This window comes from Nocardioides sp. (assembly GCF_030149505.1).
In the GTDB taxonomy this organism is placed as follows: Bacteria; Actinomycetota; Actinomycetes; order Propionibacteriales; family Nocardioidaceae; genus Nocardioides.
The window spans coordinates 26,637-47,607 of the sequence record NZ_JASBRN010000003.1; the positions used below are offsets into that span (position 1 = coordinate 26,637).

Sequence of the window (20,971 nt, forward strand, 5' to 3'; positions counted from 1 at the left end):
GCGATCCCGTCGACGCCCCGGTCCCCGGGACTCCCAGCACCACCCCGTACCACCAGCAGCACGGCACCACCCGGGAGCGCGAGAGGAGGCGACCTCGATGGCAGCAAGCATCTCCGGCCTGGCCAGCGGCCTGGACACCGCGACGATCATCAACCAGCTCATGCAGCTGGAGGCCGCCCCGCAGAACCGGCTCAAGACCCGCATCTCCGACGAGAAGCTGGTCCTCACCAGCCTCCAGGCGCTCAACAAGTCCGTCGCCGGCCTGGCCACGAAGGCCGAGGCCCTGGCCAAGGACACCGCCTGGCAGCCGCTGACCGCCACCAGCTCGAACGCCGCGGTCGGCGTCAGCACCACCAGCTCGGCCTCGCCCCGCTCGCTGATGGTCACCGTCACCGGGGTCGCGGCCACCCACCAGCTCGGCTACGCGAACGCGGCCGGTCTCTCCGACGTCGTGACCGGTGCCTCCACGAAGGTCCGGCTCGACCGCTTCGACGGCTCGCCGGTCGAGCTCGAGACCGGCGACGGCACGCTCCAGGGCCTGGTCGCCGCCATCAACAAGCCCGAGAACAACACGGGGCTCTCGGCCACCGTCGTCAAGCAGGCCGACAACAGCTACCGGCTGCTCGTCGAGTCGACCAAGACGGGCGCGGTCGAGGACTTCGACCTCACCGCCCTCGACGGCTCGCCGCTCCTCGGCGGCGCCACGGTCCGGGCCGGCAGCAACGCCAGCATCGACCTCGGCGCCGGGATCACCGCGACGAGCGCGACCAACACCTTCGCCGACGTCGTCCCCGGCACGACGATCACCTTGGGCGCCGCCGCCACCAACGGGACGGTCTCCACCATCACCGTCGCCCGCGACACCAGCGGGATGTCGGCCAAGGTCAAGGACCTGGTCGACTCGATCAACGCCGCCCTCGGCGAGATCGACGTCAAGGCAGCCGCCGGTGGCTCCGGTAGGACCGCCGGCCCGCTCGCGGGCGACGGCGCCGCGCGCCAGCTGCGCACGGCCCTGCTCGACACGATCCGCGGCGACGCCGGCGGCACCAGCCTGGCGGCGTACGGCATCCAGGTCACCCGCTCGGGGCGCCTCGAGTTCAACGAGACGACGTTCAAGGCGGCGTACGCCGCGGACCCGGTCAGCACCGCGGAGATGTTCACGACCACCGGTGACGGCTTCGCCGCCCGGGTCGCCGCGGTCGCCAAGGGTGCCAGCGACTCGACCGAGGGCACGCTCAGCGCGGCCATCACCGGTCGGCAGTCCGGCATCGACCGGATGGAGGACTCCATCGACGAGTGGGACCGCCGGCTGACGCTGCGCCGGACCGCTCTCGAGCGGCAGTTCACGGCGCTGGAGACGGCGCTCTCACAGATGTCCAGCCAGTCCAGCTGGTTGGCCGGTCAGCTCTCGACCCTGCCCTCGGGCAGCGGGAACTGACCTCCACGGGAAGTCAAGGAAGGCACCCCACATGTACTCAGACCCTCGCGCCGCATACATGGATGCATCCGTCGCGACCGCCAGCCCCGCCCGCCTGCTCGTCATGCTCTACGAGCGCCTCGTGCTCGACGTCCGCAAGGGCCTCGCGGCCCAGCAGCAGGGCGACCACGCGGAGGCCCACACCCAGCTGCTGCACGCCCAGGACATCGTCCTGGAGCTGCGCGCCACGCTCGACGTGGACGCCTGGGAGGGCGGCCCCGGCCTGGCCTCCATCTACGACTTCCTGCACCTGCAGCTGGTCCGCGCCAACATCAGCCGCGACGCCGCCACCACCGAGGGCTGCCTGCGGCTGGTCGAGGACCTCTGCGCCACGTGGCGCGAGGCCGCGCTCGCCGCGGCCCAGGTCGCATGAGCGCGCTGGCCGCCCACCACGTCACGAGCCTCACCACCCATGCCGATGTCGACCACGCGACCGCCCGTCTCCTCGACGTGCAGGTCAGCGACCCCGCGGTCATGGCCCAGGCCGACGTGACCGCGTGGGAGATCGTGCTCGACCGGATCGAGCTCGACGTCATGCGTGGTGAGCGCAACCTGGCCCGTGGCCTGGAGTTCCGCACGGATCCCTGGGACCTGCCCGACGACGACATCGGCCCGATCCCGGCCGTCCTCGTGGAGCGGGCGCTGGGCATCCACCGCCGCCAGCACGCGCTCATCGAGGAGATGAGCCGCACCCTGCACCACACGTGGCGCCAGCAGGCCGTCGCCGAGGCGAACAGCCGGGACCAGGCGGTCACGCCCTACCCGGTGTACGTCGACGTCACGATCTAGCGCGCCTGCACCCGCCTGCACCCGCCGGCGCGCAGCCGCTCGCCCCACCCGCGTCGTACGACGGCGCGCCCGATCCGCCACTCCACCTCTCCCTGGTCACCGCGACCCCTGCCCTCTCTCCCGGGCAGGGGTCGCGGTGTTCCTGCGTCCGGACGGCTGGACGGCTCCCGGCTCCGGCCCGGCCTGGCCTGTGGACAGGTGGGACCAAGGTCCCGAGCCGTCCCACGGGCACCACAACCGGCTCCTACCGCTCAGGTCCTCCCCGGCCGCGCCGATGGGGGTCATCGACGCGCCGAGCCGCGACCGGGGTCACCCGGGTCCGCGGGCCGCTCGGGCAGGCGCTCGCCACCGACCGGCAGCGGTCAGGACAGCAAGCGAAGGGGGAGGGATGGACGACGACGCCGAGATCGTGGCCGAGTTCCTCGTGGAGAGCCACGAGAACCTGGACCAGCTCGACCGCGACCTCGTGGAGCTCGAGCGCACGCCCGACTCCCGCGAGCTGCTGTCCAGCATCTTCCGCACCATCCACACCATCAAGGGCACCAGCGGGTTCCTCGCCTTCAACCGGCTCGAGGCGCTGACCCACGTCGGGGAGAACCTCCTCAGCCGCCTTCGCGACGGCAAGATGACGATGACCACCGCCACCACCGGGGCGCTGCTCACCATGGTCGACACCGTCCGGGCCCTGCTCGAGGCGATCGAGCACGGCGCCGGCGACGCCGACCCGGCCGTGGACGTCGAGTCGGTCGTCGCGATGCTCGAGCGGGTGCTGGCCGGCGAGGCCGAGCCCGAGGCCGCCGCCCCCGCCGCCGGCCCGGCCCCGACCGAGGCCGCCCCCCTCCCGGGCGGTGAGGAGTCAACCGTTCCGGTGACGGAGTCGGTTGAGGACGCACCGCTCCCGGCTGCCGCCGCCTTGAGCGGTGAGCCGTCAACCCTTCCGGTCGCGGAGTCGGTTGAGCACGCACCGCCCACCGAGGCCCAGTTCCTCACCGAGGAGGTGGCCGCCGTGGCCGCACCCGAACCGCCCGAGGCACCGCCCGTGGCCGAGCCGGCCACCCGGGTGGCGGCACCCGTCGTCGAGCAGCCCGCCCCCGTCGTACCGGTCGCCGCGACGCCCGCGCCTCCCGCGGCGCCGCCCGCTCCCGTCGCCGCCGAGCCGGTGCTCGACGCCGAGCCGGAGGAGGGCCGCCGCGGGGTGGTCGACTCCTCGGTGCGCGTCGACGTCGACCTCCTCGACGGGCTGGTGCAGCTGGTCGGCGAGCTGGTGCTGACCCGCAACCAGATCCTCCAGCGCACCGAGACCGCCGACGACGTCGAGCTGGTGCGGGCCTCGCAGCGCCTCGACCTCGTGGCCAGCGAGCTGCAGGAGAGCGTGATGCGCACACGCATGCAGCCGATCGGCCAGGTCTGGTCGAAGATGCCGCGGATCGTGCGCGACCTGGCCCTCCAGCTCGGCCGCGAGGTCGAGCTGGACATGCAGGGCCACGAGACCGAGCTGGACCGCTCGCTGCTCGAGGCACTCAAGGGCCCGCTGACCCACCTCGTCCGCAACTCCCTCGACCACGGCATCGAGCCGCCGGCCGACCGGGTCGCCCAGGGCAAGCCGGCGGCCGGGAAGCTCTCCCTGCGCGCCTACCACGAGTCCGGCCAGGTGGTCGTGGAGATCACCGACGACGGCAAGGGCATCGACCCCGCCAGGATCGGCGACGTCGCGGTCAGCCGCGGCGTGGTCTCGCGCGAGCAGCTCGCGCGGATGGAGCCGCGGGCCGTGCTCGACCTGATCTTCCGGCCCGGCTTCTCCACCGCCGAGACCGTCACCAACGTCTCGGGGCGCGGCGTCGGGATGGACGTCGTGCGCACCTCGATCGAGCGGATCGGCGGCAGCGTCGACATGACCTCGACCGTCGGCGCCGGCACGATGATGCGGATCCGCATCCCGCTCACGCTGGCGATCATCCCGGCGCTGGTGGTGGGCCAGGGCGGGGAGCGCTACGCCATCCCGCAGGCCAACCTCGTGGAGCTGGTGCGCCTGGAGGGCCAGGACCTCCGCGACAACGTCGAGACCCTCGCCGGGGCCCCGGTGCTGCGCCTGCGCGGCCGGCTCCTGCCGCTGGTCTCGCTCTCCGAGGCGCTGGGCGGGGCGAAGGCCGCGCCCGAAGGGCTCACGATCGTGGTCGTCCAGGCCGACGAGGTCCGCTTCGGGCTCTGCGTCGAGGAGGTCCACGACACCCAGGAGATCGTGGTCAAGCCGATCGGTCGCCAGCTCAAGGCGATCCCGATGTACGCCGGCGCCACGATCATGGGCGACGGGCGGGTCGCGCTGATCCTCGACGTCGCCGGCATCGCCCGCGACCGGGTCATCGGGGCCGCGCACGCGGCCGAGGCCGAGGTCGCCGTCGGGACCGTCGACGCCCGCGCCCTGCTCGTACTCGAGGTCTCCCAGGGCCGCCGGGCGGCGCTGCCGCTCACGGCGGTCTCCCGGCTGGAGGAGTTCGACCTGGCCCGGATCGAGCGGTCCGGTGGGGCGGAGGTCGTGCAGTACCGCGACGGCATCCTGCCCCTGGTCCGCCTGGCCCCGGCGATCGGCCTGGCGGAGTCCCCGCCGACCGAGGACCAGATCAGCGTGGTGGTCCACGAGGACGGCGCCTACCGCGTCGGCATCGTGATCGACCGGGTCCTCGACGTCGTCGAGGAGCAGGTCGTGCCGACCGAGGTCGGCAAGCGCAACGGCGTCCTCGGCTCCGCCGTCGTCCAGGACCGGGTCACCGACCTGGTCGACCTCGACGCCGTCGTGCGTCCCGTCCTGGCAGGTGTGCGATGACCGCGACCCTCACGAACCCCGGAGCGCCGACCTCGGCGATGACCGGTCAGATGTGCACCTTCTGGGTCGACGGGCTGTACTTCGGCCTCCAGGTGGAGCACGTCCAGGAGGTGCTGCGCTACCAGCAGCTGACGGTCGTGCCCTGCGCACCCGACGCCGTCCACGGCCTCATCAACCTGCGCGGCCAGATCGTGACCGCGCTCGACCTGCGGTGCCGGCTCGGGCTCCCGCCGCGCCCCGAGGGCGAGCTGCCCATGAACGTCATCGTCCGCTCCCGCGGCGAGGTCGTCTCCCTGCTCGTCGACGACATCGGTGACGTCATCGACACCACCGACGTCTCGCTGCAACCCACTCCGGCCAACCTGCCCCCGACGGTGCAGGACGTGGTCGGCGGGGTGCTGCCCCTGCCCGGATCGATCCTGCTCGTCGTCGACGCCGAACGTGCCGTCGACGTCTCCTCACCCGACACCACCGGAGGAACGCCGTGACCGAGCTCCAGACCCGCGCCACCCAGAACGGCTCCGGCACCGCCTCCGCGCGTGCCAAGGCCGTGAAGGCGGCGACGTCGAAGCCCGTTGCCCCTGCCGCCGCACCCGCGGCCGCACCCGACCTGACCAAGATGCGCTCGGTGCTCGACAGCCTGCCGACCCGCGTCATGCTGGCCGACACCGACCTGGTCATCACCTACGCCAACCCCGCGACCGTCGAGGGCCTGCGCGCCCTCGCCGACTGGATCCCGGTCTCGCCCGACAACCTCGTGGGCTCCAGCTTGGACATCTTCCACAAGGACCCCTCGTACCAGCGCGGCCTGCTCGCGGACCCGGAGAAGCACCTGCCCCGCCGGGCGCACATCCAGGTCGGTCCCGAGACCCTCGACCTCAACGTCGCCGCGATCTACGACGACGAGGGGACCTACGTCGGCGCCATGGCCACCTGGGACCTGGTCACCGAGAAGCTGGCCCTGGAGCAGCAGGTCGCCCGGGTCACCTCGATGATGGAGAACAGCCCGACGAACATGATGTTCGCCGACCGCGACTTCAACATCACCTACATGAACCCGGCCTCGCTGGAGACCCTCCGCGGGCTGCAGGCCTACCTCCCGGTCCCCGTCGACAAGATCGTCGGCACCAGCCTGGACGCCTTCCACAAGAGCCCCGACTACCAGCGCGGCATCCTCGCTGACGACGCCAACCTGCCGCGCCGGGCCAACATCTCGGTCGGTCCCGAGACCCTCGACCTCAACGTCTCGCCCATCCGGGACAAGGACGGGCACTACATCGGGGCGATGGCCACGTGGGAGGTCATCACCGAGAAGCTCAAGGCCGCGGCCGAGCGCGACGACGCGATGGCCGACGCCAACGCGCTGAGCAAGACCCTGGCGGTCCTCGGCTCCTCGAGCACCCGCGAGGAGGCGATCCAGCAGACCCTGGACGCCGTGCGTGCGGAGTTCGGCTGGGCGTACGGCTCCTACTGGGCCGTCGACCCCGCCGACGGGCTGTTGCACTTCGCAGCGGAGTCGGGCGATGCGGGACCGGAGTTCCGCGCCGTGACGCTGGCTGCGACCTTCGCCGAGGGTGTGGGCCTGTCCGGCCGCGCCTGGCGCAGCCGCGACCTGTTCTTCACCCCCGACCTGGGCGAGATGACCGACTGCGTGCGCGCACCCGTCGCGCAGAAGGTCGGCGTGAAGTCGGGTCTCTGCTTCCCGGTCATCGTCGAGGGCCAGGTCATCGGCACGATGGACTTCTTCATGCTGGAGACCATCACCCCCAGCGGCCAGCGCCTCGACACGCTGCGCAACGTGGGTCGCCTGGTCTCGCAGGCCTTCACCCGGATCACCAAGGAGAGCGCCGAGCGCGAGCAGGCCGCCGAGATGGCGGCCAAGGTCGAGATGGTGCTCGACGTCGTCCGTGCCGCCGCGGAGGGTGACCTCACCCGGGAGATGACGGTCGCCGGCGACGACGCGGTGGGCCAGCTGGCCGGTGGCCTCTCCAGCCTCCTGGGCACGCTGCGCGAGTCGATGTCGACCATCGGGCAGACCGCCGACGCCCTCGGCGTCGCCGCCGAGCAGCTCACCATCCTGTCCCAGGGGATGGGCGACGGTGCCAGCATCACCTCCGACAAGGCCGCCAGCGCCAGCTCGTCGTCCTCCGAGGTCTCCGCGAGCATCCAGACCGTCGCCTCGGCGGCGGAGGAGATGACCGCGTCGATCCGTGAGATCGCGCAGAACGCCACGGAGGCCGCCTCGGTCGCCACCGGTGCGGTCGGCGTGGCCAGCCAGGCCCAGGACACCGTGGCCAGCCTCGGCGAGTCCTCGGCCGAGATCGGCCAGGTCATCAAGGTCATCACCTCGATCGCCCAGCAGACCAACCTGCTGGCCCTCAACGCCACCATCGAGGCGGCCCGGGCCGGCGACGCCGGCAAGGGCTTCGCGGTGGTCGCGAACGAGGTCAAGGAGCTGGCCAAGGAGACCGCCAAGGCGACCGAGGACATCGGCCGCAAGATCGAGGCGATCCAGGGCGACACCTCCGGTGCCGTCTCGGCGATCGCGGAGATCTCCGAGGTGATCGGTCGGATCAACGACATCCAGACCACCATCGCCTCGGCGGTGGAGGAGCAGACCGCGACCACCAACGAGATCGCCCGCTCGGTGACCGAGGCCGCCGGCGGCGCCAACGGCATCACCGACGACATCTCGCAGGTGGCCTCGGCGGCCGACGACACCCGCCAGGGTGCGCAGAACACCCTGCAGTCGGCGACCGAGCTCTCCACCATGGCCGCCGAGCTCAAGGCCCAGGTCGGACGCTTCCGCGTCTGACCCTCGCCGCCACGCGTCCTCCCAGCGTGTGGCAGCCCCCCGGACCGGACCCGGTCGCGCACACCCCCCAGCGCGACCGGGTCCGTCCACGTCCGCAGCACCGCCGGTCGAGGTGCGAGGAGCGTCAGCGTCGAGCCACGAGACCCTGTGACCACGCCGCAGCAGTGCCGGGTCTCGTGGCTCGCTGCGCTCGCACCTCGACCACCGGCGGTGCCGCGTCCCCTACGATCGCCGGACCATGTGTGCCGCACCCCGTCCGGAGTCGCTCGTCCGGCTCGAGCAGGAGGTCGGCGTGCTCGTGCGCCGCATCCACCGCGTCATCGCCGAGCGGGCGCGGCTGGTCCACCCCGACCTGCAGCCGGCGTCGTACCTCATGCTGAGCCACGTCGCGGAGAACGGTCCGATGCGGGCCTCGTCCGTCGCGGACCTGTTCACCGTCGACAAGGGCGCCATCAGCCGCCAGGTCACCCACCTCATGGAGCTGGGGCTGGTCGAGAAGTCGCGCGACCCCGAGGACGGTCGGGCCTGGCTGCTCTCGGCGACCCCCGACGCCAAGGAGCGGCTGCGGACGGTCACCGAGCAGCGGCGGACCTACCTCGCCGAGCGCCTCGAGGGCTGGGAGGCCGGCGACCTGGAGCTGTTCACCGACCTCCTCGCGCGCTACAACGACTCGCTCGGCCAGGCCTGACCCGGGTCGCGCTCAGCGCAGCCAGACCGCCGTGTCGCCCGGGATTTCCCGATCGCCCGCGCCCAGTTCGACGCTCGCCACCACGACCTCGCCCTCGGGCAGCGGCACGGGGGAGGAGCCGCAGTTGAGCAGCACCGTGAGGTCGCCGCGGCGGAAGGCGAGCACGTCCTCGCCGAGGCCGTGGCTGTCGCCGCTGAGGATCTCCACCGTCCCCGGCGCCCCGAGCAACGTACGCCGGGCCGCGATCGCCCGGCGGTAGAACGCCAACGTCGAGGCAGGGTCGGCCTCCTGCGCCTCCACGCTGAGCGTGCCCCAGCCCGCGGGCTGCGGCAGCCACGGCTGGCCCGTGCCCGGGCCGAAGCCGTACGGCGGCTCCGAACCGCTCCACGGGATCGGCACCCGGCAGCCGTCGCGGCCGATCTCCGGGGCGTCGGTGTCCCGCGTGCGCAGCCAGGTCGGGTCGGTGCGGTCGTCCTCGGGCACGTCGACCTGCTCCAGCCCGAGCTCCTCGCCCTGGTAGAGGTAGGCCGAGCCCGGCAGCGCGAGCATCGTGAGCGTGGCCGCGCGGGCCCGGGCCAGGCCCTGGGCGCCGCCGCCGTAGCGGGTCACGTGCCGCACGACGTCGTGGTTGGACAGCACCCAGGTCGGGTCGGCGTGCACGTCCTGCAGCGCCTCGAAGGTGCTGGTGATGACGTCGGCGAAGGCGGTCGCCGACCACGAGGCCAGCAGCCAGGTGAAGTTGAAGGACTGGCTCATCTCGTCGTCGCGGACGAAGCGGGCCATCGACTCCGGCGTCTGGGTCCAGGCCTCGGCGACGGTCATCCGGTCGCCGTCGTACTCCTCGAGCACCTTGTGCCAGCGGCGGTAGACCTCGTGCACCTCCGGCTGGTCCCACATGGGCTCGTCGCGGTGGGTGCGCTCGACCATGGACTTCTGCTCGTTGACGTCGGCGCCGCCGCGCTGCCGCTCGCCCTCGGGCACGACCTGGTCGCGCAGCGACTCCTCCTTGAACAGCCCGTGCGCCACGTCGACCCGGAACCCGTCCACCCCACGGTCGAGCCAGAAGCGCAGGACCTCCTCGAACATGTCGCCGACCTCGGGGTTGCGCCAGTCGAAGTCGGGCTGGGAGGAGTCGAAGAGGTGGAGGTACCACTGGCCGTCGGGCACCCGGTCCCACGCCGAGCCGCCGAAGACCGAGAGCCAGTTGTTGGGCGGCTCGGAGCCGTCGGGCCCGCGGCCATCGCGGAACATGTAGCGCGCTCGGTCGGGGCTGCCGGGCCCGGCGGCCAGTGCCTCCTGGAACCACACGTGCTGGTCGGAGGAGTGGTTGGGCACCAGGTCGACGACGACCTTGATGCCGAGGTCGTGGGCGGTCGCGAGCAGGGTGTCGGCGTCCTCGAGGGTGCCGAAGAGCGGGTCGATGTCGCAGTAGTCGGACACGTCGTACCCGTGGTCCTTCTGCGGCGAGCGGTAGAACGGCGAGATCCACACCGCGTCCACCCCGAGATCGCGCAGGTAGGGCAGGCGGCTGGTGATGCCGGCCAGGTCGCCGACGCCGTCGCCGTCGCCGTCGGCGAAGGAGCGGGGGTAGACCTGGTAGATGACGGCGTGGCGCCACCACTCGACGTGCGTCTGCTCAAGTGCCATGAGGGACATCGTGACACAGGTTGGTGTACCGGTAAAAGGCCGTCGGTGCGACGGCGTGGACCGGCTCAGCCGGCGACGTCGATCCACACCTGCCGCGTGACCCCGAGCAGCTCGCCGGACGCGTCGCGCAGCGTCGTGCGCGCGTGGTGCTTGCGCCCCTCCGAGCCGAGCGCCTCACCGGTGACGACGTACGTCGCCCCCAGCGCGGGCAGCCGGTCCAGCCGTCCGGTGATGCGACCGAGCACGCGCGGGGTGTCCTCGAGGCCGGTGGCCCAGGCGCCGGCGCAGTCCAGCGCCGCCCAGGCGATCTCGTACGTCGAGGAGTGCGGCGTCCAGGTGGCAGCGACCGTCCCGGGCCGGTCGGGCACGGGGCCGGGGAAGATCCGCAGCCCGTCGCCCTCCGCGCGGTCGGGCCCGCAGGAGAAGCAGCCCGGGAAGGCGTGCGCCCGGTGCCCGACGAAGTCCGCCTCCACCGCCCGGGCGACCTCGACGTCGACCGGGTCCGAGGGCTCGAGCCCGGCCTCGACGACACGGGCCGAGAGCACGGTGCGTCCCTCCGGGTCCACCGCGGTGTGCACGCCGTCCTCCTCCTGCACGGGCAGCGGGACCTCGAGCGGCGGCGGCAGCCGCAGCGTCACCTCGACCGTGCGGCCGAGGGCGGAGCCGGTGCCGCAGAGGGCAGCGATCGCGCCGGCGCACCACCCCCCGTTGCCGGAGCCGGGAGGACCGTGGAACGCGGAGGGGACGAGGAGGGTGCTCACCCGCGGATCTTCTCGTACCTGTCCAGCGCCTCGCGCCGCTCCTCCTTGTGGTCGACCATCGGGGGCGGGTAGCCGACGAGGTCGCGGGTGTCGGGGTCGGGGTCGTGGGGGTCCGGGACCTGGTCGGGGTCGGACAGCTCCTCGACCCAGCGACGGACGTAGTCGCCGGGCGGGTCGAACTTCTGCCCCTGGGTCGTGGGGTTGAAGACCCGGAAGAACGGCGAGGCGTCGGTGCCCGAGCCGGCCGTCCACTGCCAGCCGTGGTTGTTGGACGCCAGGTCGCCGTCGACCAGCCAGTGCAGGAAGTGCCGGGCACCGTGCTGCCACTCCACGTGCAGGTCCTTGACCAGGAAGCTGGCCACGATCATCCGCACCCGGTTGTGCATCCACCCCGTCGCGCGCAGCTGGCGCATGCCGGCGTCGACGATGGGGTAGCCGGTGCGCCCCGCGGCCCAGGCCTCGAGCTGCTCGCCGGGGCGGTCGTAGGGCATCTTCGCGAACTCCGGCTTGTAGTACTCCCTCGCGCTGTCGGGCCGCGCGTGCAGCACGTCGGCGTAGAAGTCGCGCCACGCCAGCTCGGTGCGGTACGTGCTCGCCCCCTTGCCGGTGCGCCCGGACAGGTCGGCCAGCAGCTGGCGCGGGTGCACCTCGCCGTACTTCAGGTGCACCGACATCCGGCTCGTGCCGTCGACGCCCGGGCGGTCGCGGTCGTCGTCGTACGCCGCCACCTTGTCGAGGAAGCGCTCCCACTGGGAGTGTGCCGCGGCCTCACCGGCCTCGGGCAGCTCGAGTCCGGCGGGCAGGTCGGGGTCGGGGATCTCGGTCGTGGACTCCTCGGTGTCGTCGAGGGAGAGCCACGAGACCCCGGTCGGTGCGTCGACGGGGGAGGGCCAGCCGTGGTCGGCCCAGCGCCGCGAGAACGGGGTGAAGACCTTGAAGTTCTGCCCCGAGCCGTTGCGCACGGTGCCGGGGTCGACGGCGTACGGCGACCCCGTGCGCACGAACGCGATCCCGGCCTCCTCGAGGGCCTCCTCGACCCGGCGGTCGCGCTCGGCGCCGTACGGCCCGAAGTCCGCGGAGACGTGGACGCTCTCGGCCCCGACCGCCTTCGCGGCGAGGACCACACGGCGGACGGGGTCGCCGCGCACGACCGACAACCCCGCCTGCCGCTGCCGCAACGAGGCGTCGAGGGAGCGCAGCGAGGCGCCGAGGTAGGCACGACGGCTCGGACCGGCGGGCCCCCACAGCGTCGGGTCGAGCACGAAGAGCGGGAGGACCGGGCCGTCGTCCGCCGCGGCGCACAGCGCCGGGTTGTCGGCCAGGCGCAGGTCGCGGCGGAACCACATCACCGACGTCATGGGTCCACACGGTGCCAGGTGGCCGGTGAGCCGATGCTCACCCGAGCGGCCGCCCCAGGTGGTCGCCCGGACGGCCCGCCCGGGCGGCCACCCGCCGGATGGGATGATGGGTCCGTGAGCGACCTGATCGACACCACCGAGATGTACCTCCGGACCATCTACGAGCTGGTCGAGGAGGGCATCGTGCCGCTGCGGGCCCGGATCGCCGAGCGCCTGCACCAGTCGGGCCCCACGGTGTCGCAGACGGTGGCGCGGATGGAGCGCGACGGCCTGCTGACGGTCGAGGGCGACCGCCACCTCGAGCTCACCGAGGAGGGCCAGCGCCTGGCCATCCGGGTCATGCGCAAGCACCGGCTCGCCGAGCGGCTGCTCGTCGACGTGATCGGCCTGGACTGGGAGCAGGTCCACGAGGAGGCGTGCCGCTGGGAGCACGTCATGTCCGAGACCGTCGAGCGCCGGCTCCTCGAGATCCTCGACCACCCCACCCAGTCGCCCTACGGCAACCCGATCCCCGGCCTGGAGGAGCTCGGCCAGTCCGCACCGGCCGAGTCGTTCATGGACGGCGTCGAGTCGCTGTCGGCGGCCGCCGAGCAGGGCGAGGGCCGGGTCCTGGTGCGCCGCATCTCCGAGGAGATGCAGAAGGACGAGCTGCTGATGAGCGCGCTGCGCCGGGTCGGCGCGCTGCCCGACAAGACCGTCACCGTCGTCCGCACCGAGGAGGGCGTCCTGGTCGGTGCGGGCGGGGAGTCGGCCGAGATCGTGCCCGAGGCGGCCGACCACATCTTCGTGCGCCGGCTCTGAGCCTGTCGCCGGGGCCCGCGTCCGCCCCCGTGGGCTCTGCAGGGGGCTATCGGCAGGTCGTCGGCGGACCTGAGGGCCGTCCAGACGGGTGCCGACCCTGACGTGACCACCTTCCGAGCCACCTCGTTGTCGGGGCATGAAGGGTATGTCTACGGTGAAGGAGCGCCGGTCGAGCGGCGCGGGTCGATCGGGGGACCTCGTGGAGCTGATCGCGGTGCCGGTGCGCGCCGCCGTGCTGACCGACGGTCCCGGCGCGGGTGGCGAGTTCGTCGTCTCGCACTCCGACAGCGGGCTCACCCGCGGGCTCGAGCTCGACGAGCAGGTCGTGGTGGTCGACCCGGACGGAGAGTTCCACGCTGCCAGCGTCGTCGACCTCGAGTTCAGTCTCGAGGACACCCACTACGTCCTGGAGCTCGGGGTGCGACTGCCCCCCGAGACGGTGCGGGAGCGACTGTCCGGCCTCGACACCGGCGCTCCCGCAGGGGAGGACCTCAGCGGGCTGCTCGACCTGCTCGGACGGCTGCGCGACCGGCCCGAGCCCTCCTGACGCCGCTCGTCCGGCTGCCCGCCGGCTCGGGCCAGGCGCTCAGGCCAGGGCGGTCAGGAACTCCGTGCAGCCGGTCTCGACGGCGTACGTCGCCAGCGGGTCGCCGCGCGTCTCGCCGCGGTTGACGATCACCACCGGCACGTCGAGCGCGGCGGCGCGGCGCACGAAGCGCAGCCCGCTCATGACCGTCAGGCTGGAGCCGACCACCAGCAACGCGCCGTCGGTGTCGGCCAGCGACTCGACGGCCGCGTAGCAGCGCTCGACCCGGTCCTTCGGGACGTTCTCGCCGAAGAAGACCACGTCGGGCTTGAGCACCCCGCCGCACGCCTCGCACGCCGGCACCTCGAAACCCGCGGTGTCCTCGAGCTCCACGTCGCCGTCGGGGTTGATCCGCACGCTCGCGTGCCGCTCGTGCCAGCCGGGGTTGAGCGCGTCGAGACGCTCCTGGAGCGCCGCCCGCGGCGAGGTGAGCCGACAGTCCAGGCAGACCACGTCGGCGATCCGGCCGTGCAGCGCGACCAGCCGGGGGGTGCCGGCGCGCTCGTGGAGGCCGTCGACGTTCTGGGTGATCACTAGCTCCGCCCCGAGCCGGGCCACGGCCAGGTGCCCTTCGTTGGGGTCGGCCCGGCGCATCCGGCCCCAGCCGAGGTGGCTGCGCGCCCAGTATCGGCGGCGGGCCTCGGGGCCGGAGAGGAACTCCTGGAAGGTCATCGGCTTCCGCGCCGGCGACCCGGGGCCGCGGTAGTCCGGGATGCCGGAGTCGGTGGACAGGCCCGCCCCGGTGAGCACCACGAGGGGGCGCCCGCGCAGCAGGTCCAGCGCCGGTGCCGCCAGCTGCTCGCCGCGGGGCAGGGCGGTCTGGGTCATCGACCCGTCACCGCGCGTAGCGCACGGCCGCACGGGCCCGAGCCTTCTCCGCCTCGACCTCCCGGTCCTTGGGCGGGGCGGTGGTGGTGAGCGCGTCGAGGAGGTGCCGGGTGGCGTGGGCGACCTCGGCCACGGCGCGGTCGAAGGCCTGCTGGTTGGCCTGCGAGGGCTTCGTGGAGCCGCTGACCTTGCGGACGTACTGCAGCGCTGCTGCCGTCACCTCGTCGGTCGTCGCCGGGGGCTCGAAGTTGTGGAGCTGACGGATGTTGCGGCACATGGGCCGAGCGTACGTCGGCGCGCCCGGATGCATGCGTGCTCCAGCATGCATCGGCCGTCAGCGCTAGCAAGGTGCTAGCGATACGCGCGTGACGAGGACCCTGCCGCTGTTGGCGTTCCTGTGAGGGACGTGACTCGTCACACGTGCTTGCTGACTTGCAAGTGCTTGCTATTGCTAGCACTATGGGACCCATGGCCAAGGGAAAGGTGTCGACGGCGGTCGGCTCGCTGGGTGACTACCTCAAGGAGCAGCGCACGCTCGCGCAGCTCTCCTTGCGGCAGCTCGCCGAGCAGACCGGCGTCTCGAACCCGTACCTCAGCCAGATCGAGCGTGGACTGCGGCGCCCGTCAGCGGAGGTGCTGCAGCAGATCGCGAAGGCCCTGCGGATCTCGGCCGAGCAGCTCTACCTGCGCGCCGGGATCGTGAGCCCCGACGAGGGCCTCGGCGGCTCGGTCGAGCTCGCCGTCCTCGCGGACCCGGCGCTGACCGAGCGGCAGAAGCAGTCCCTGCTCGACGTCTACCAGTCCTTCCTCGCCATGAACGGCGCCGCTGCGGGCAGCGGGGCCGGCCCCGGGCCGGCCCAGCCGGGCGAGGAGCACGAAGCCACACCCTGAGTCGCGGCACCCGCCACGACCGACACGACGGGCCCTCGGGCCCACCGAAGGAGCACATCCATCATGGCCAAGGCCACTCTCCCCACCGTCCGCATCGAGGACCTCAAGACCGAGGCCACCAAGACCCTCTACGCCGGCGCCGGTGTCGTCGACATGGCCGTCGAGGCCGTGCGCGAGTACGTCGCCGAGGTGCAGGAGAAGCTCGTCGAGCTGCAGAAGGACGCCCAGTCCCGCCTCGAGCGCGTGCAGAAGTCCGTCAAGGACCTCGAGCCCACCACCCTGCGCGCCCAGGTCGAGAAGACCGTCAACGCCCGCGTCGAGGCGCTGAGCGACGAGGCCAAGGCCCGCCGCACCGCGATCGAGAAGCGCGTCGCCGAGCTCCAGGGCGAGGCCCTCGCGCTGCCGACGCAGGTCCGCAAGCAGCTCGACGAGACCACCGCCACCGCGACGGCCGCCTACGCCGACCTGGCCAAGCGCGGCGAGGTGCTCGTGGGCCGCATCCGCAAGCAGGAGTCCACCAAGGCTGCCGCGACCTCCGCCAAGACCACCAAGGCGAAGGCCAAGACGACCACCACCCAGGCCAAGAAGACCGCCAAGACCACCGCGAAGACCACCGCGACCTCGGCGAAGTCGACCGCCAAGAAGGCCACCACCACGGCCAAGAAGTCCCCGGCCAAGAAGTCGGCCACCGCCACCAAGACCGCGGCCAAGAAGACCGCGACCGCCGCCGCCCAGGCCACCACCGAGGCGGCCGCCAAGGTCGGCGACTGACCCGTCCTCCGGCGCTCCGGCGCCGCGCACGTCTCGAGCCCCGTCGCCCCTCCCTGGGCGGCGGGGCTCGACGCTTCCTTGCTCCTCGGCGGCGCCTCAGACCGGGAAGAACGACGCGTCGTCGCCGGTCACGAGCAGCACCCGCGTGTCGGGCAGCCGGACCAGCCGTACCCGCTCGACGTCCGAGCCGTGCTCGACCTCGACCAGCTCCTGCGAGATCACCCCGTCCCGGAGCCGGACGACCGAGACCCACCCCGTCCGCGCCCCCCAGCCCCGGGTGAGCACGCTCAGCGCCGTCCGCGACCCCGGCAGCCAGGTGAAGGCGCGCGGGTCGGTGGCCGCGACGTGCCGGGTGCCCGGCGCCCAGGACTCCACGTCCAGCCGCCGGGGCTCGGCCAGGTCGGCCAGGTCGAAGAGGCCGGCCTGGGCGCCCCACGACTCCCCGCCCCGCCGGGTCGGGACCGGACCCTCACCGATCCCGAGCAGCCGGTGCGGTCCGAGCGGGTGGAGGTACGCCGAGAAGCCCGGGATCTTCAGCTCTCCGACGACCTGTGGCCGAGCCGGGTCGGCGAGGTCGACCGTGTAGAGCGGGTCGACCTGGCGGAAGGTGACGACCAGGGCGAGGTCCCCGAACCACCGCACGGCCTCGATGTCCTCCCGGGGGCCGATCCGGTCGACCCGGCCGACCTCGTCGAGCCGGCCGTCGCCGGTGTCGGCCAGCACCACGATCGAGGACCAGTTGCCGGTCTCGACCGTCGGTCCGACGGCCACGCGCAGCTTCCCGTCGTGCTCGTCCATCGACCAGCGGTCGCGGATCGCGCCGTCCACCTCGCCGGAGGCGGTGTAGGTCGCGCCCGTCCCGTCCAGCACGAACTCGTGCAGCTCGCTGGTGCCGTCCGGCTCCGGCAGCGCGACCCGGCTGCCGGTGAGCGGTCCGCCGCGCCACGACGTGACCCCGTCGAACATCCAGCAGCACCCGCTGGCGGCACCGGACGTCGCGAGGTAGAGCCGCTCGGTCGAGGCGTAGACGAGGTCCGTGCCGACCGCGACGCCGACCCCCTGGGCCCCGCCGGCGTCCTCCGGGCCGGCGTCGTCGGAGCCGGAGTCGCCGGGGTCGTCGGTCGCGCCGAGGTCGCCGAGCGGCTCGGCGGCGTCCAGCCCGACGATCGCCACCGTCCCCGGGGTCGAGCCGTCGGCGCTGCCGGGGTCGGCGGGCAGCGCGACGTCCTCGCACGCGAGCAGCCGCGAGGTCCGCGACGTCCCGTCGGCGGCGTACGTCGTCACGTGGGGGAGCCAGTCGTCGACCGTCGTGGCACGGACCGCCTCGAGGTTGCGCTCGAGGGCCGCGTCCTCCTCCGCGCGCCCGCGCGGACCGCCGCGACCGGGTGCACCGAAGGGCAGGTCCGGCAGCCCGGACTCGACCACGAACCGCAGCACCGACCCGTGCTGGCGGACCGAGAGCAGCGCGGAGTCGAGGGTGAGGGTGTCGGTGACGACGGGTGCCCCCGGGTCGGAGACGTCGACGCGGAGCAAGCGGGTGCCCTCGGCCCCCCGCTCCGCCTCCCGGTCGGCCCCGACCACGACCACCGCGTCGCCGACGAGCAGCAGCTCGGGGTCGACGACGTCGGGGAGGTCGAGCCGGGCGGTCTCCCGCACCGTCGCGCCGGTGACGTCGGCGACGACGAGCCCGCCTCCCCAGCCGCCCGGCTCGACCCGCACGAGGAGCCGGCCGTCGGACTTCGCGACGTCCGGCTCGTCGACCCCGGCCTCCTGGACGTTGGTGCCGGTGCCGCTCTGGGTCGCGTTGGTCATGCCGCCGGCGTCGGCAGAGGTGGCCGCCGAGTCCGACGCGGCGGAGCGCATGGCGCCCCCGACCGACGCCAGGGCCTCCGCGCCCAGGTCCGTCGCGGCGACCGGCCAGCCGGCGTACCCGGCCCACCCCCAGGGGGTCACGAGCTCCTCCGCGCGGTCGACGTGCCAGGCCAGCAGCTCCTCGCAGGAGTCGGCCGGCACCAGTCCGTCCCCCTGCCACGCGACCGGTCTCGTCGAGCCGGCCGGACGACCCGGCTCGGCAGTCGGCTCGCCGACCGGGTCAGCGACCGGGGCGGCGTCCTGGTCGGCGAGGGAGACGCCGACCAGCACCCCTGCGGCGAGGAGTCCGCCCGCCGTCGCGGTGCTGAGCAGCAGGGTCCGAGGGCGTGCGCGCATGCTGCTGCGACGTACGACGCGGACGCGCGGTTCCCGGTGCCGAGGCCGCCTGCGACGATGGCCCCATGGCTGACGCGCAGACCCGTGACCTCGACCTGGCGCTCTTCGGGGCGACCGGCTTCACCGGCGGCCTGACCGCCGAGTACCTCGCCCGCCACGCCCCCAGCGGCCTGCGCTGGGCGCTGGTCGGCCGCAACCAGGGCAAGCTCGAGGCGGTGCGCCAGCACCTGGCGACCATCGACCCCGCGTGCAAGGACCTCGAGATCGTCATCGCCGACACCTCCGACCCCGCCTCGCTGGCCGCGCTCGCCCGCCGCACCAAGGTCGTCGCGACCACCGTCGGGCCCTACCAGCAGCTCGGCGAGCCGCTCGTCGCCGCGTGCGCCGAGGCCGGCACCGACTACGTCGACATCACCGGCGAGCCGGAGTTCGTCGACACGATGTACGTCCGCCACCACGCTGCGGCCGAGCGCTCCGGCGCCCGGATCGTGCACGCGTGCGGCTTCGACTCGATCCCGCACGACCTCGGCGCCTACTACACCGTCCAGCAGCTGCACGCCTCCGGTCCCGTGACCCTGCGCGGCGTCGTGCGCGCGGCGGGCACGTTCTCGGGCGGCACGTTCCACTCCGCGATGGGCGCCTTCGAGCGCAGCCGGCAGATGAGCCAGGCGCTCAAGGAGCGGCGCCGCGTCGAGGCCCGCCCCGAGGGCCGCAAGAGCCGCGCGGTGGCCGGCAAGCCGGGCAAGGACCCGGTGCTGGGCTACTACCTGCTCCCCATGCCGACCATCGACCCGCAGGTCGTCGCGCGCAGCGGCGCCGCCCTCGAGACCTACGGCCCCGACTTCCGCTACTCCCACTTCGCCGGCACCAAGACCCTGCGGTACGCCGCCGGCGGCGCGCTCGGTGTCGGGCTGATCGGCGTCGCGGCCAAGATCCCGCCGGCGCGCAACCTGCTGAAGTCCCGCGTCAAGCAGGGCGAGGGCCCCTCGCCGGCGCGCCGGGAGAAGTCCTGGTTCACCGTCGACTTCGTCGGCGAGGGCGACGGCCGCACCATCCACACCCGCGTCTCCGGCGGCGACCCGGGCTACACCGAGACCGCCAAGATGCTGGCCGAGTCCGCGCTGTGCCTGGCCTTCGACGACAACCCGCCGACCTCCGGGCAGGTCACCACCGCCCAGGCGATGGGGGACAACCTGCTCGCCCGGCTGCAGGCGGCCGGGATGTCCTTCCAGGTCGTCGACGCGCAGACCGAGGGCTGAGCGCGCGCCGAGGGTTCATACTCCTCCCCATGACGTCAGGGGAGGACGTGCGGGTGAGCCGTGCGTGGGCAGTGGTGGCCGTCGTGGCGTGGTTCGGGGTGGTGGCGACCGTGCTGCTGTCGGGACTGGGGTGGTACGCCCAGGTCCCGCCCGAGCCCGGCCTCTACGGCGACACCGGCGACGGGGCGTACGGCGTGCTCCAGCGCGTCGTCGACACCTTCAGCTACTTCACGATCTGGTCCAACATCGTCGTGGCGGTGACCGCGACCCTGCTGGCCCGGGGGAGCGACGGCCCGAGGACCCGGGTGCTGCTGCTGGACGCGCTGCTGATGATCACCGTCACCGGCATCGTCTACCAGCTGCTGCTGGCACCCTCGATCGACGTGCAGGGCTGGTCGCTGCTCACCGACCCGGTCCTGCATGTCGTGACGCCGCTGCTCACCCTGGCCGTCTGGGCCTGGGCCGGTCCGCGCGGCTGGCTCACCGTGCGCCTGCTGCCACTCTCGCTCGTCGTGCCGCTGCTGTGGGTCGTCTGGATGCTGGCCCGCGGCGCCGTGATCGACGCCTACCCCTACGCCTTCGTCGCGGCCAACGAGCGCGGCTACCCCGCAGCGCTCGCCACGATCGCGGCCATCCTGGTCTTCGGCCTCGTCGTCGCCGCGGTGCTCACTGCGGTCGACCGGGTCCTCTCGCGTCGGCGCGCGGTCCAGCCCGCCTAGGGGCGGGGGTCACCGCCACTCGACGGCAGTGCCCTCCTGGTCGTCGTAGGTGTCGTTGTCGTCGTAGCCGATCCGGTCCAGCGGTGCACCTCCGGGCTCCACGACGAAGGTGACGCAGGTGTCCATCGAGCTGCCCAGCGGCGGCTCTGGCGCGGTGAACCCGACGCGGGCGCAGTCGCCGACGACGGCCGGCGAGGCCAGGGGCAGGACCTGTGTGTCCCCGGACCAGGCCACGATGACGTCGGCGGGGAAGAAGCGCTGGGCGTCGCCGGAGACCGCGGTGAAGGTGAGGCGCGCGAAGTACGGCGTTCCTGGAAGGCCCTCGACCAGTGAGGGGTCGCCCGGACTGACCGAGGTGACGGTGAGGTCGATGACGTTGGGCTCCCCGTCCGAGGCGGCGGTGCGCTCCTCCAGCGGGATCCGTGCGGTCTCGCCGATGTCCAGGACCGTGCCGGGAGCGGTGAGCCCCAGGGATGCGCCGGGTTCCTCCGGCGCGCTCGGTCCGGGGGTCTGCGGGTCCTCACCGCCGCAGGCGGCAAGCGCGAGCAGCGC

Annotated in this window: 20 protein-coding genes; 13 read left to right on the top strand and 7 right to left on the bottom strand. The window is 73.1% G+C overall.

Annotated elements, in window-relative coordinates:
* The first annotated feature begins 97 nt into the window (after positions 1 to 97).
* From fliD to Q1V71_RS00605, 7 genes are all read left to right on the top strand, one after another.
* On the top strand, positions 98 to 1,438 hold the full coding sequence (gene fliD / locus Q1V71_RS00575) for a flagellar filament capping protein FliD (protein WP_300639227.1): 1,341 nt from the start codon (positions 98 to 100) through the stop codon (positions 1,436 to 1,438).
* A 31-nt stretch (positions 1,439 to 1,469) separates the two neighbouring features.
* Positions 1,470 to 1,850, top strand: a complete 381-nt coding sequence (fliS, locus tag Q1V71_RS00580; RefSeq protein WP_300639230.1) for a flagellar export chaperone FliS — start codon at positions 1,470 to 1,472, stop codon at positions 1,848 to 1,850.
* Positions 1,847 to 2,266 (top strand): hypothetical protein, encoded by a 420-nt coding sequence (locus tag Q1V71_RS00585; protein WP_300639234.1) that lies wholly within the window; start codon positions 1,847 to 1,849, stop codon positions 2,264 to 2,266. The genes fliS and Q1V71_RS00585 overlap by 4 nt, the downstream gene beginning before the upstream one ends.
* A gap of 388 nt (positions 2,267 to 2,654) precedes the next feature.
* Positions 2,655 to 5,087, top strand: a complete 2,433-nt coding sequence (locus Q1V71_RS00590; protein ID WP_300639237.1) for a chemotaxis protein CheA — start codon at positions 2,655 to 2,657, stop codon at positions 5,085 to 5,087.
* Positions 5,084 to 5,575, top strand: a complete 492-nt coding sequence (locus Q1V71_RS00595; RefSeq protein WP_300639240.1) for a chemotaxis protein CheW — start codon at positions 5,084 to 5,086, stop codon at positions 5,573 to 5,575. The genes Q1V71_RS00590 and Q1V71_RS00595 overlap by 4 nt, the downstream gene beginning before the upstream one ends.
* Complete coding sequence (locus tag Q1V71_RS00600) at positions 5,572 to 7,902, top strand: methyl-accepting chemotaxis protein (RefSeq protein WP_300639244.1); 2,331 nt, start codon at positions 5,572 to 5,574, stop codon at positions 7,900 to 7,902. Before Q1V71_RS00595 ends, Q1V71_RS00600 begins: the two co-directional genes overlap by 4 nt.
* Before the next feature lie 238 nt (positions 7,903 to 8,140).
* A complete protein-coding gene (locus Q1V71_RS00605) occupies positions 8,141 to 8,590 on the top strand; it encodes a MarR family transcriptional regulator (RefSeq protein ID WP_300639247.1) in 450 nt (149 codons plus the stop codon).
* A 12-nt stretch (positions 8,591 to 8,602) separates the two neighbouring features.
* Here the strand turns inward: Q1V71_RS00605 and Q1V71_RS00610 are convergent, their stop codons facing one another.
* From Q1V71_RS00610 to Q1V71_RS00620, 3 genes are all read right to left on the bottom strand, one after another.
* Positions 8,603 to 10,237, bottom strand: coding sequence for an alpha-amylase family glycosyl hydrolase (locus Q1V71_RS00610; protein ID WP_300639250.1), 1,635 nt, complete (start codon positions 10,235 to 10,237; stop codon positions 8,603 to 8,605).
* 65 nt (positions 10,238 to 10,302) lie between these two features.
* Positions 10,303 to 10,998: a hypothetical protein gene (locus tag Q1V71_RS00615; RefSeq protein ID WP_300639253.1), complete on the bottom strand. Its 696-nt coding sequence runs from the start codon at positions 10,996 to 10,998 to the stop codon at positions 10,303 to 10,305.
* Positions 10,995 to 12,356, bottom strand: coding sequence for a deoxyribodipyrimidine photo-lyase (locus tag Q1V71_RS00620; protein ID WP_300639256.1), 1,362 nt, complete (start codon positions 12,354 to 12,356; stop codon positions 10,995 to 10,997). The genes Q1V71_RS00615 and Q1V71_RS00620 overlap by 4 nt, the downstream gene beginning before the upstream one ends.
* Positions 12,357 to 12,470: 114 nt before the next feature.
* On the opposite strand from Q1V71_RS00620, the gene Q1V71_RS00625 reads away from it, so the two are divergent.
* A complete protein-coding gene (locus tag Q1V71_RS00625; protein WP_300639259.1) occupies positions 12,471 to 13,157 on the top strand; it encodes a metal-dependent transcriptional regulator in 687 nt (228 codons plus the stop codon).
* Between the two features lie 154 nt (positions 13,158 to 13,311).
* Positions 13,312 to 13,704 (top strand): hypothetical protein, encoded by a 393-nt coding sequence (locus Q1V71_RS00630; protein ID WP_300639262.1) that lies wholly within the window; start codon positions 13,312 to 13,314, stop codon positions 13,702 to 13,704.
* Between the two features lie 39 nt (positions 13,705 to 13,743).
* On the opposite strand, the gene Q1V71_RS00635 is transcribed toward Q1V71_RS00630, so the two are convergent.
* Together Q1V71_RS00635 and Q1V71_RS00640 are read right to left on the bottom strand one after the other, a co-directional pair.
* The gene (locus Q1V71_RS00635; RefSeq protein ID WP_300639265.1) at positions 13,744 to 14,571 is read right to left on the bottom strand and encodes an NAD-dependent protein deacetylase; all 828 of its coding nucleotides are present in this window, start codon (positions 14,569 to 14,571) and stop codon (positions 13,744 to 13,746) included.
* 7 nt (positions 14,572 to 14,578) lie between these two features.
* Positions 14,579 to 14,848 (bottom strand): DUF2277 domain-containing protein, encoded by a 270-nt coding sequence (locus Q1V71_RS00640; RefSeq protein ID WP_300639268.1) that lies wholly within the window; start codon positions 14,846 to 14,848, stop codon positions 14,579 to 14,581.
* A 191-nt stretch (positions 14,849 to 15,039) separates the two neighbouring features.
* On the opposite strand from Q1V71_RS00640, the gene Q1V71_RS00645 reads away from it, so the two are divergent.
* Together Q1V71_RS00645 and Q1V71_RS00650 are read left to right on the top strand one after the other, a co-directional pair.
* A complete protein-coding gene (locus tag Q1V71_RS00645; RefSeq protein ID WP_300639271.1) occupies positions 15,040 to 15,462 on the top strand; it encodes a helix-turn-helix transcriptional regulator in 423 nt (140 codons plus the stop codon).
* 63 nt (positions 15,463 to 15,525) lie between these two features.
* On the top strand, positions 15,526 to 16,233 hold the full coding sequence (locus Q1V71_RS00650; protein ID WP_300639274.1) for a hypothetical protein: 708 nt from the start codon (positions 15,526 to 15,528) through the stop codon (positions 16,231 to 16,233).
* A 96-nt stretch (positions 16,234 to 16,329) separates the two neighbouring features.
* Here Q1V71_RS00650 and Q1V71_RS00655 read toward each other — a convergent pair whose 3' ends face one another.
* Positions 16,330 to 18,441: a beta-propeller domain-containing protein gene (locus Q1V71_RS00655; protein WP_300639276.1), complete on the bottom strand. Its 2,112-nt coding sequence runs from the start codon at positions 18,439 to 18,441 to the stop codon at positions 16,330 to 16,332.
* 65 nt (positions 18,442 to 18,506) lie between these two features.
* On the opposite strand from Q1V71_RS00655, the gene Q1V71_RS00660 reads away from it, so the two are divergent.
* Together Q1V71_RS00660 and Q1V71_RS00665 are read left to right on the top strand one after the other, a co-directional pair.
* Entirely contained in the window at positions 18,507 to 19,700 is a 1,194-nt protein-coding gene (locus Q1V71_RS00660; protein ID WP_300639279.1) for a trans-acting enoyl reductase family protein, read from the top strand.
* A gap of 29 nt (positions 19,701 to 19,729) precedes the next feature.
* The gene (locus Q1V71_RS00665; RefSeq protein ID WP_300639282.1) at positions 19,730 to 20,419 is read left to right on the top strand and encodes a Pr6Pr family membrane protein; all 690 of its coding nucleotides are present in this window, start codon (positions 19,730 to 19,732) and stop codon (positions 20,417 to 20,419) included.
* 9 nt (positions 20,420 to 20,428) lie between these two features.
* Here the strand turns inward: Q1V71_RS00665 and Q1V71_RS00670 are convergent.
* A partial coding sequence (locus tag Q1V71_RS00670) for a hypothetical protein (protein ID WP_300639285.1) occupies positions 20,429 to 20,971 on the bottom strand: 543 nt, incomplete at its 5' end.

Bases quoted from the DNA above. Each gene is read 5' to 3' on its own strand.
- fliD (WP_300639227.1), top strand. From the start codon at position 98: ATGGCAGCAAGCATCTCCGGCCTGGCCAGCGGCCTGGACACCGCGACG.
- fliS (WP_300639230.1), top strand. From the start codon at position 1,470: ATGTACTCAGACCCTCGCGCCGCATACATGGATGCATCCGTCGCGACC.
- Q1V71_RS00585 (WP_300639234.1), top strand. From the start codon at position 1,847: ATGAGCGCGCTGGCCGCCCACCACGTCACGAGCCTCACCACCCATGCC.
- Q1V71_RS00590 (WP_300639237.1), top strand. From the start codon at position 2,655: ATGGACGACGACGCCGAGATCGTGGCCGAGTTCCTCGTGGAGAGCCAC.
- Q1V71_RS00595 (WP_300639240.1), top strand. From the start codon at position 5,084: ATGACCGCGACCCTCACGAACCCCGGAGCGCCGACCTCGGCGATGACC.
- Q1V71_RS00605 (WP_300639247.1), top strand. From the start codon at position 8,141: ATGTGTGCCGCACCCCGTCCGGAGTCGCTCGTCCGGCTCGAGCAGGAG.
- Q1V71_RS00610 (WP_300639250.1), bottom strand. From the start codon at position 10,237: ATGGCACTTGAGCAGACGCACGTCGAGTGGTGGCGCCACGCCGTCATC.
- Q1V71_RS00620 (WP_300639256.1), bottom strand. From the start codon at position 12,356: ATGACGTCGGTGATGTGGTTCCGCCGCGACCTGCGCCTGGCCGACAAC.
- Q1V71_RS00635 (WP_300639265.1), bottom strand. From the start codon at position 14,571: ATGACCCAGACCGCCCTGCCCCGCGGCGAGCAGCTGGCGGCACCGGCG.
- Q1V71_RS00640 (WP_300639268.1), bottom strand. From the start codon at position 14,848: ATGTGCCGCAACATCCGTCAGCTCCACAACTTCGAGCCCCCGGCGACG.
- Q1V71_RS00645 (WP_300639271.1), top strand. From the start codon at position 15,040: ATGGCCAAGGGAAAGGTGTCGACGGCGGTCGGCTCGCTGGGTGACTAC.
- Q1V71_RS00650 (WP_300639274.1), top strand. From the start codon at position 15,526: ATGGCCAAGGCCACTCTCCCCACCGTCCGCATCGAGGACCTCAAGACC.
- Q1V71_RS00655 (WP_300639276.1), bottom strand. From the start codon at position 18,441: ATGCGCGCACGCCCTCGGACCCTGCTGCTCAGCACCGCGACGGCGGGC.
- Q1V71_RS00660 (WP_300639279.1), top strand. From the start codon at position 18,507: ATGGCTGACGCGCAGACCCGTGACCTCGACCTGGCGCTCTTCGGGGCG.
- Q1V71_RS00665 (WP_300639282.1), top strand. From the start codon at position 19,730: ATGACGTCAGGGGAGGACGTGCGGGTGAGCCGTGCGTGGGCAGTGGTG.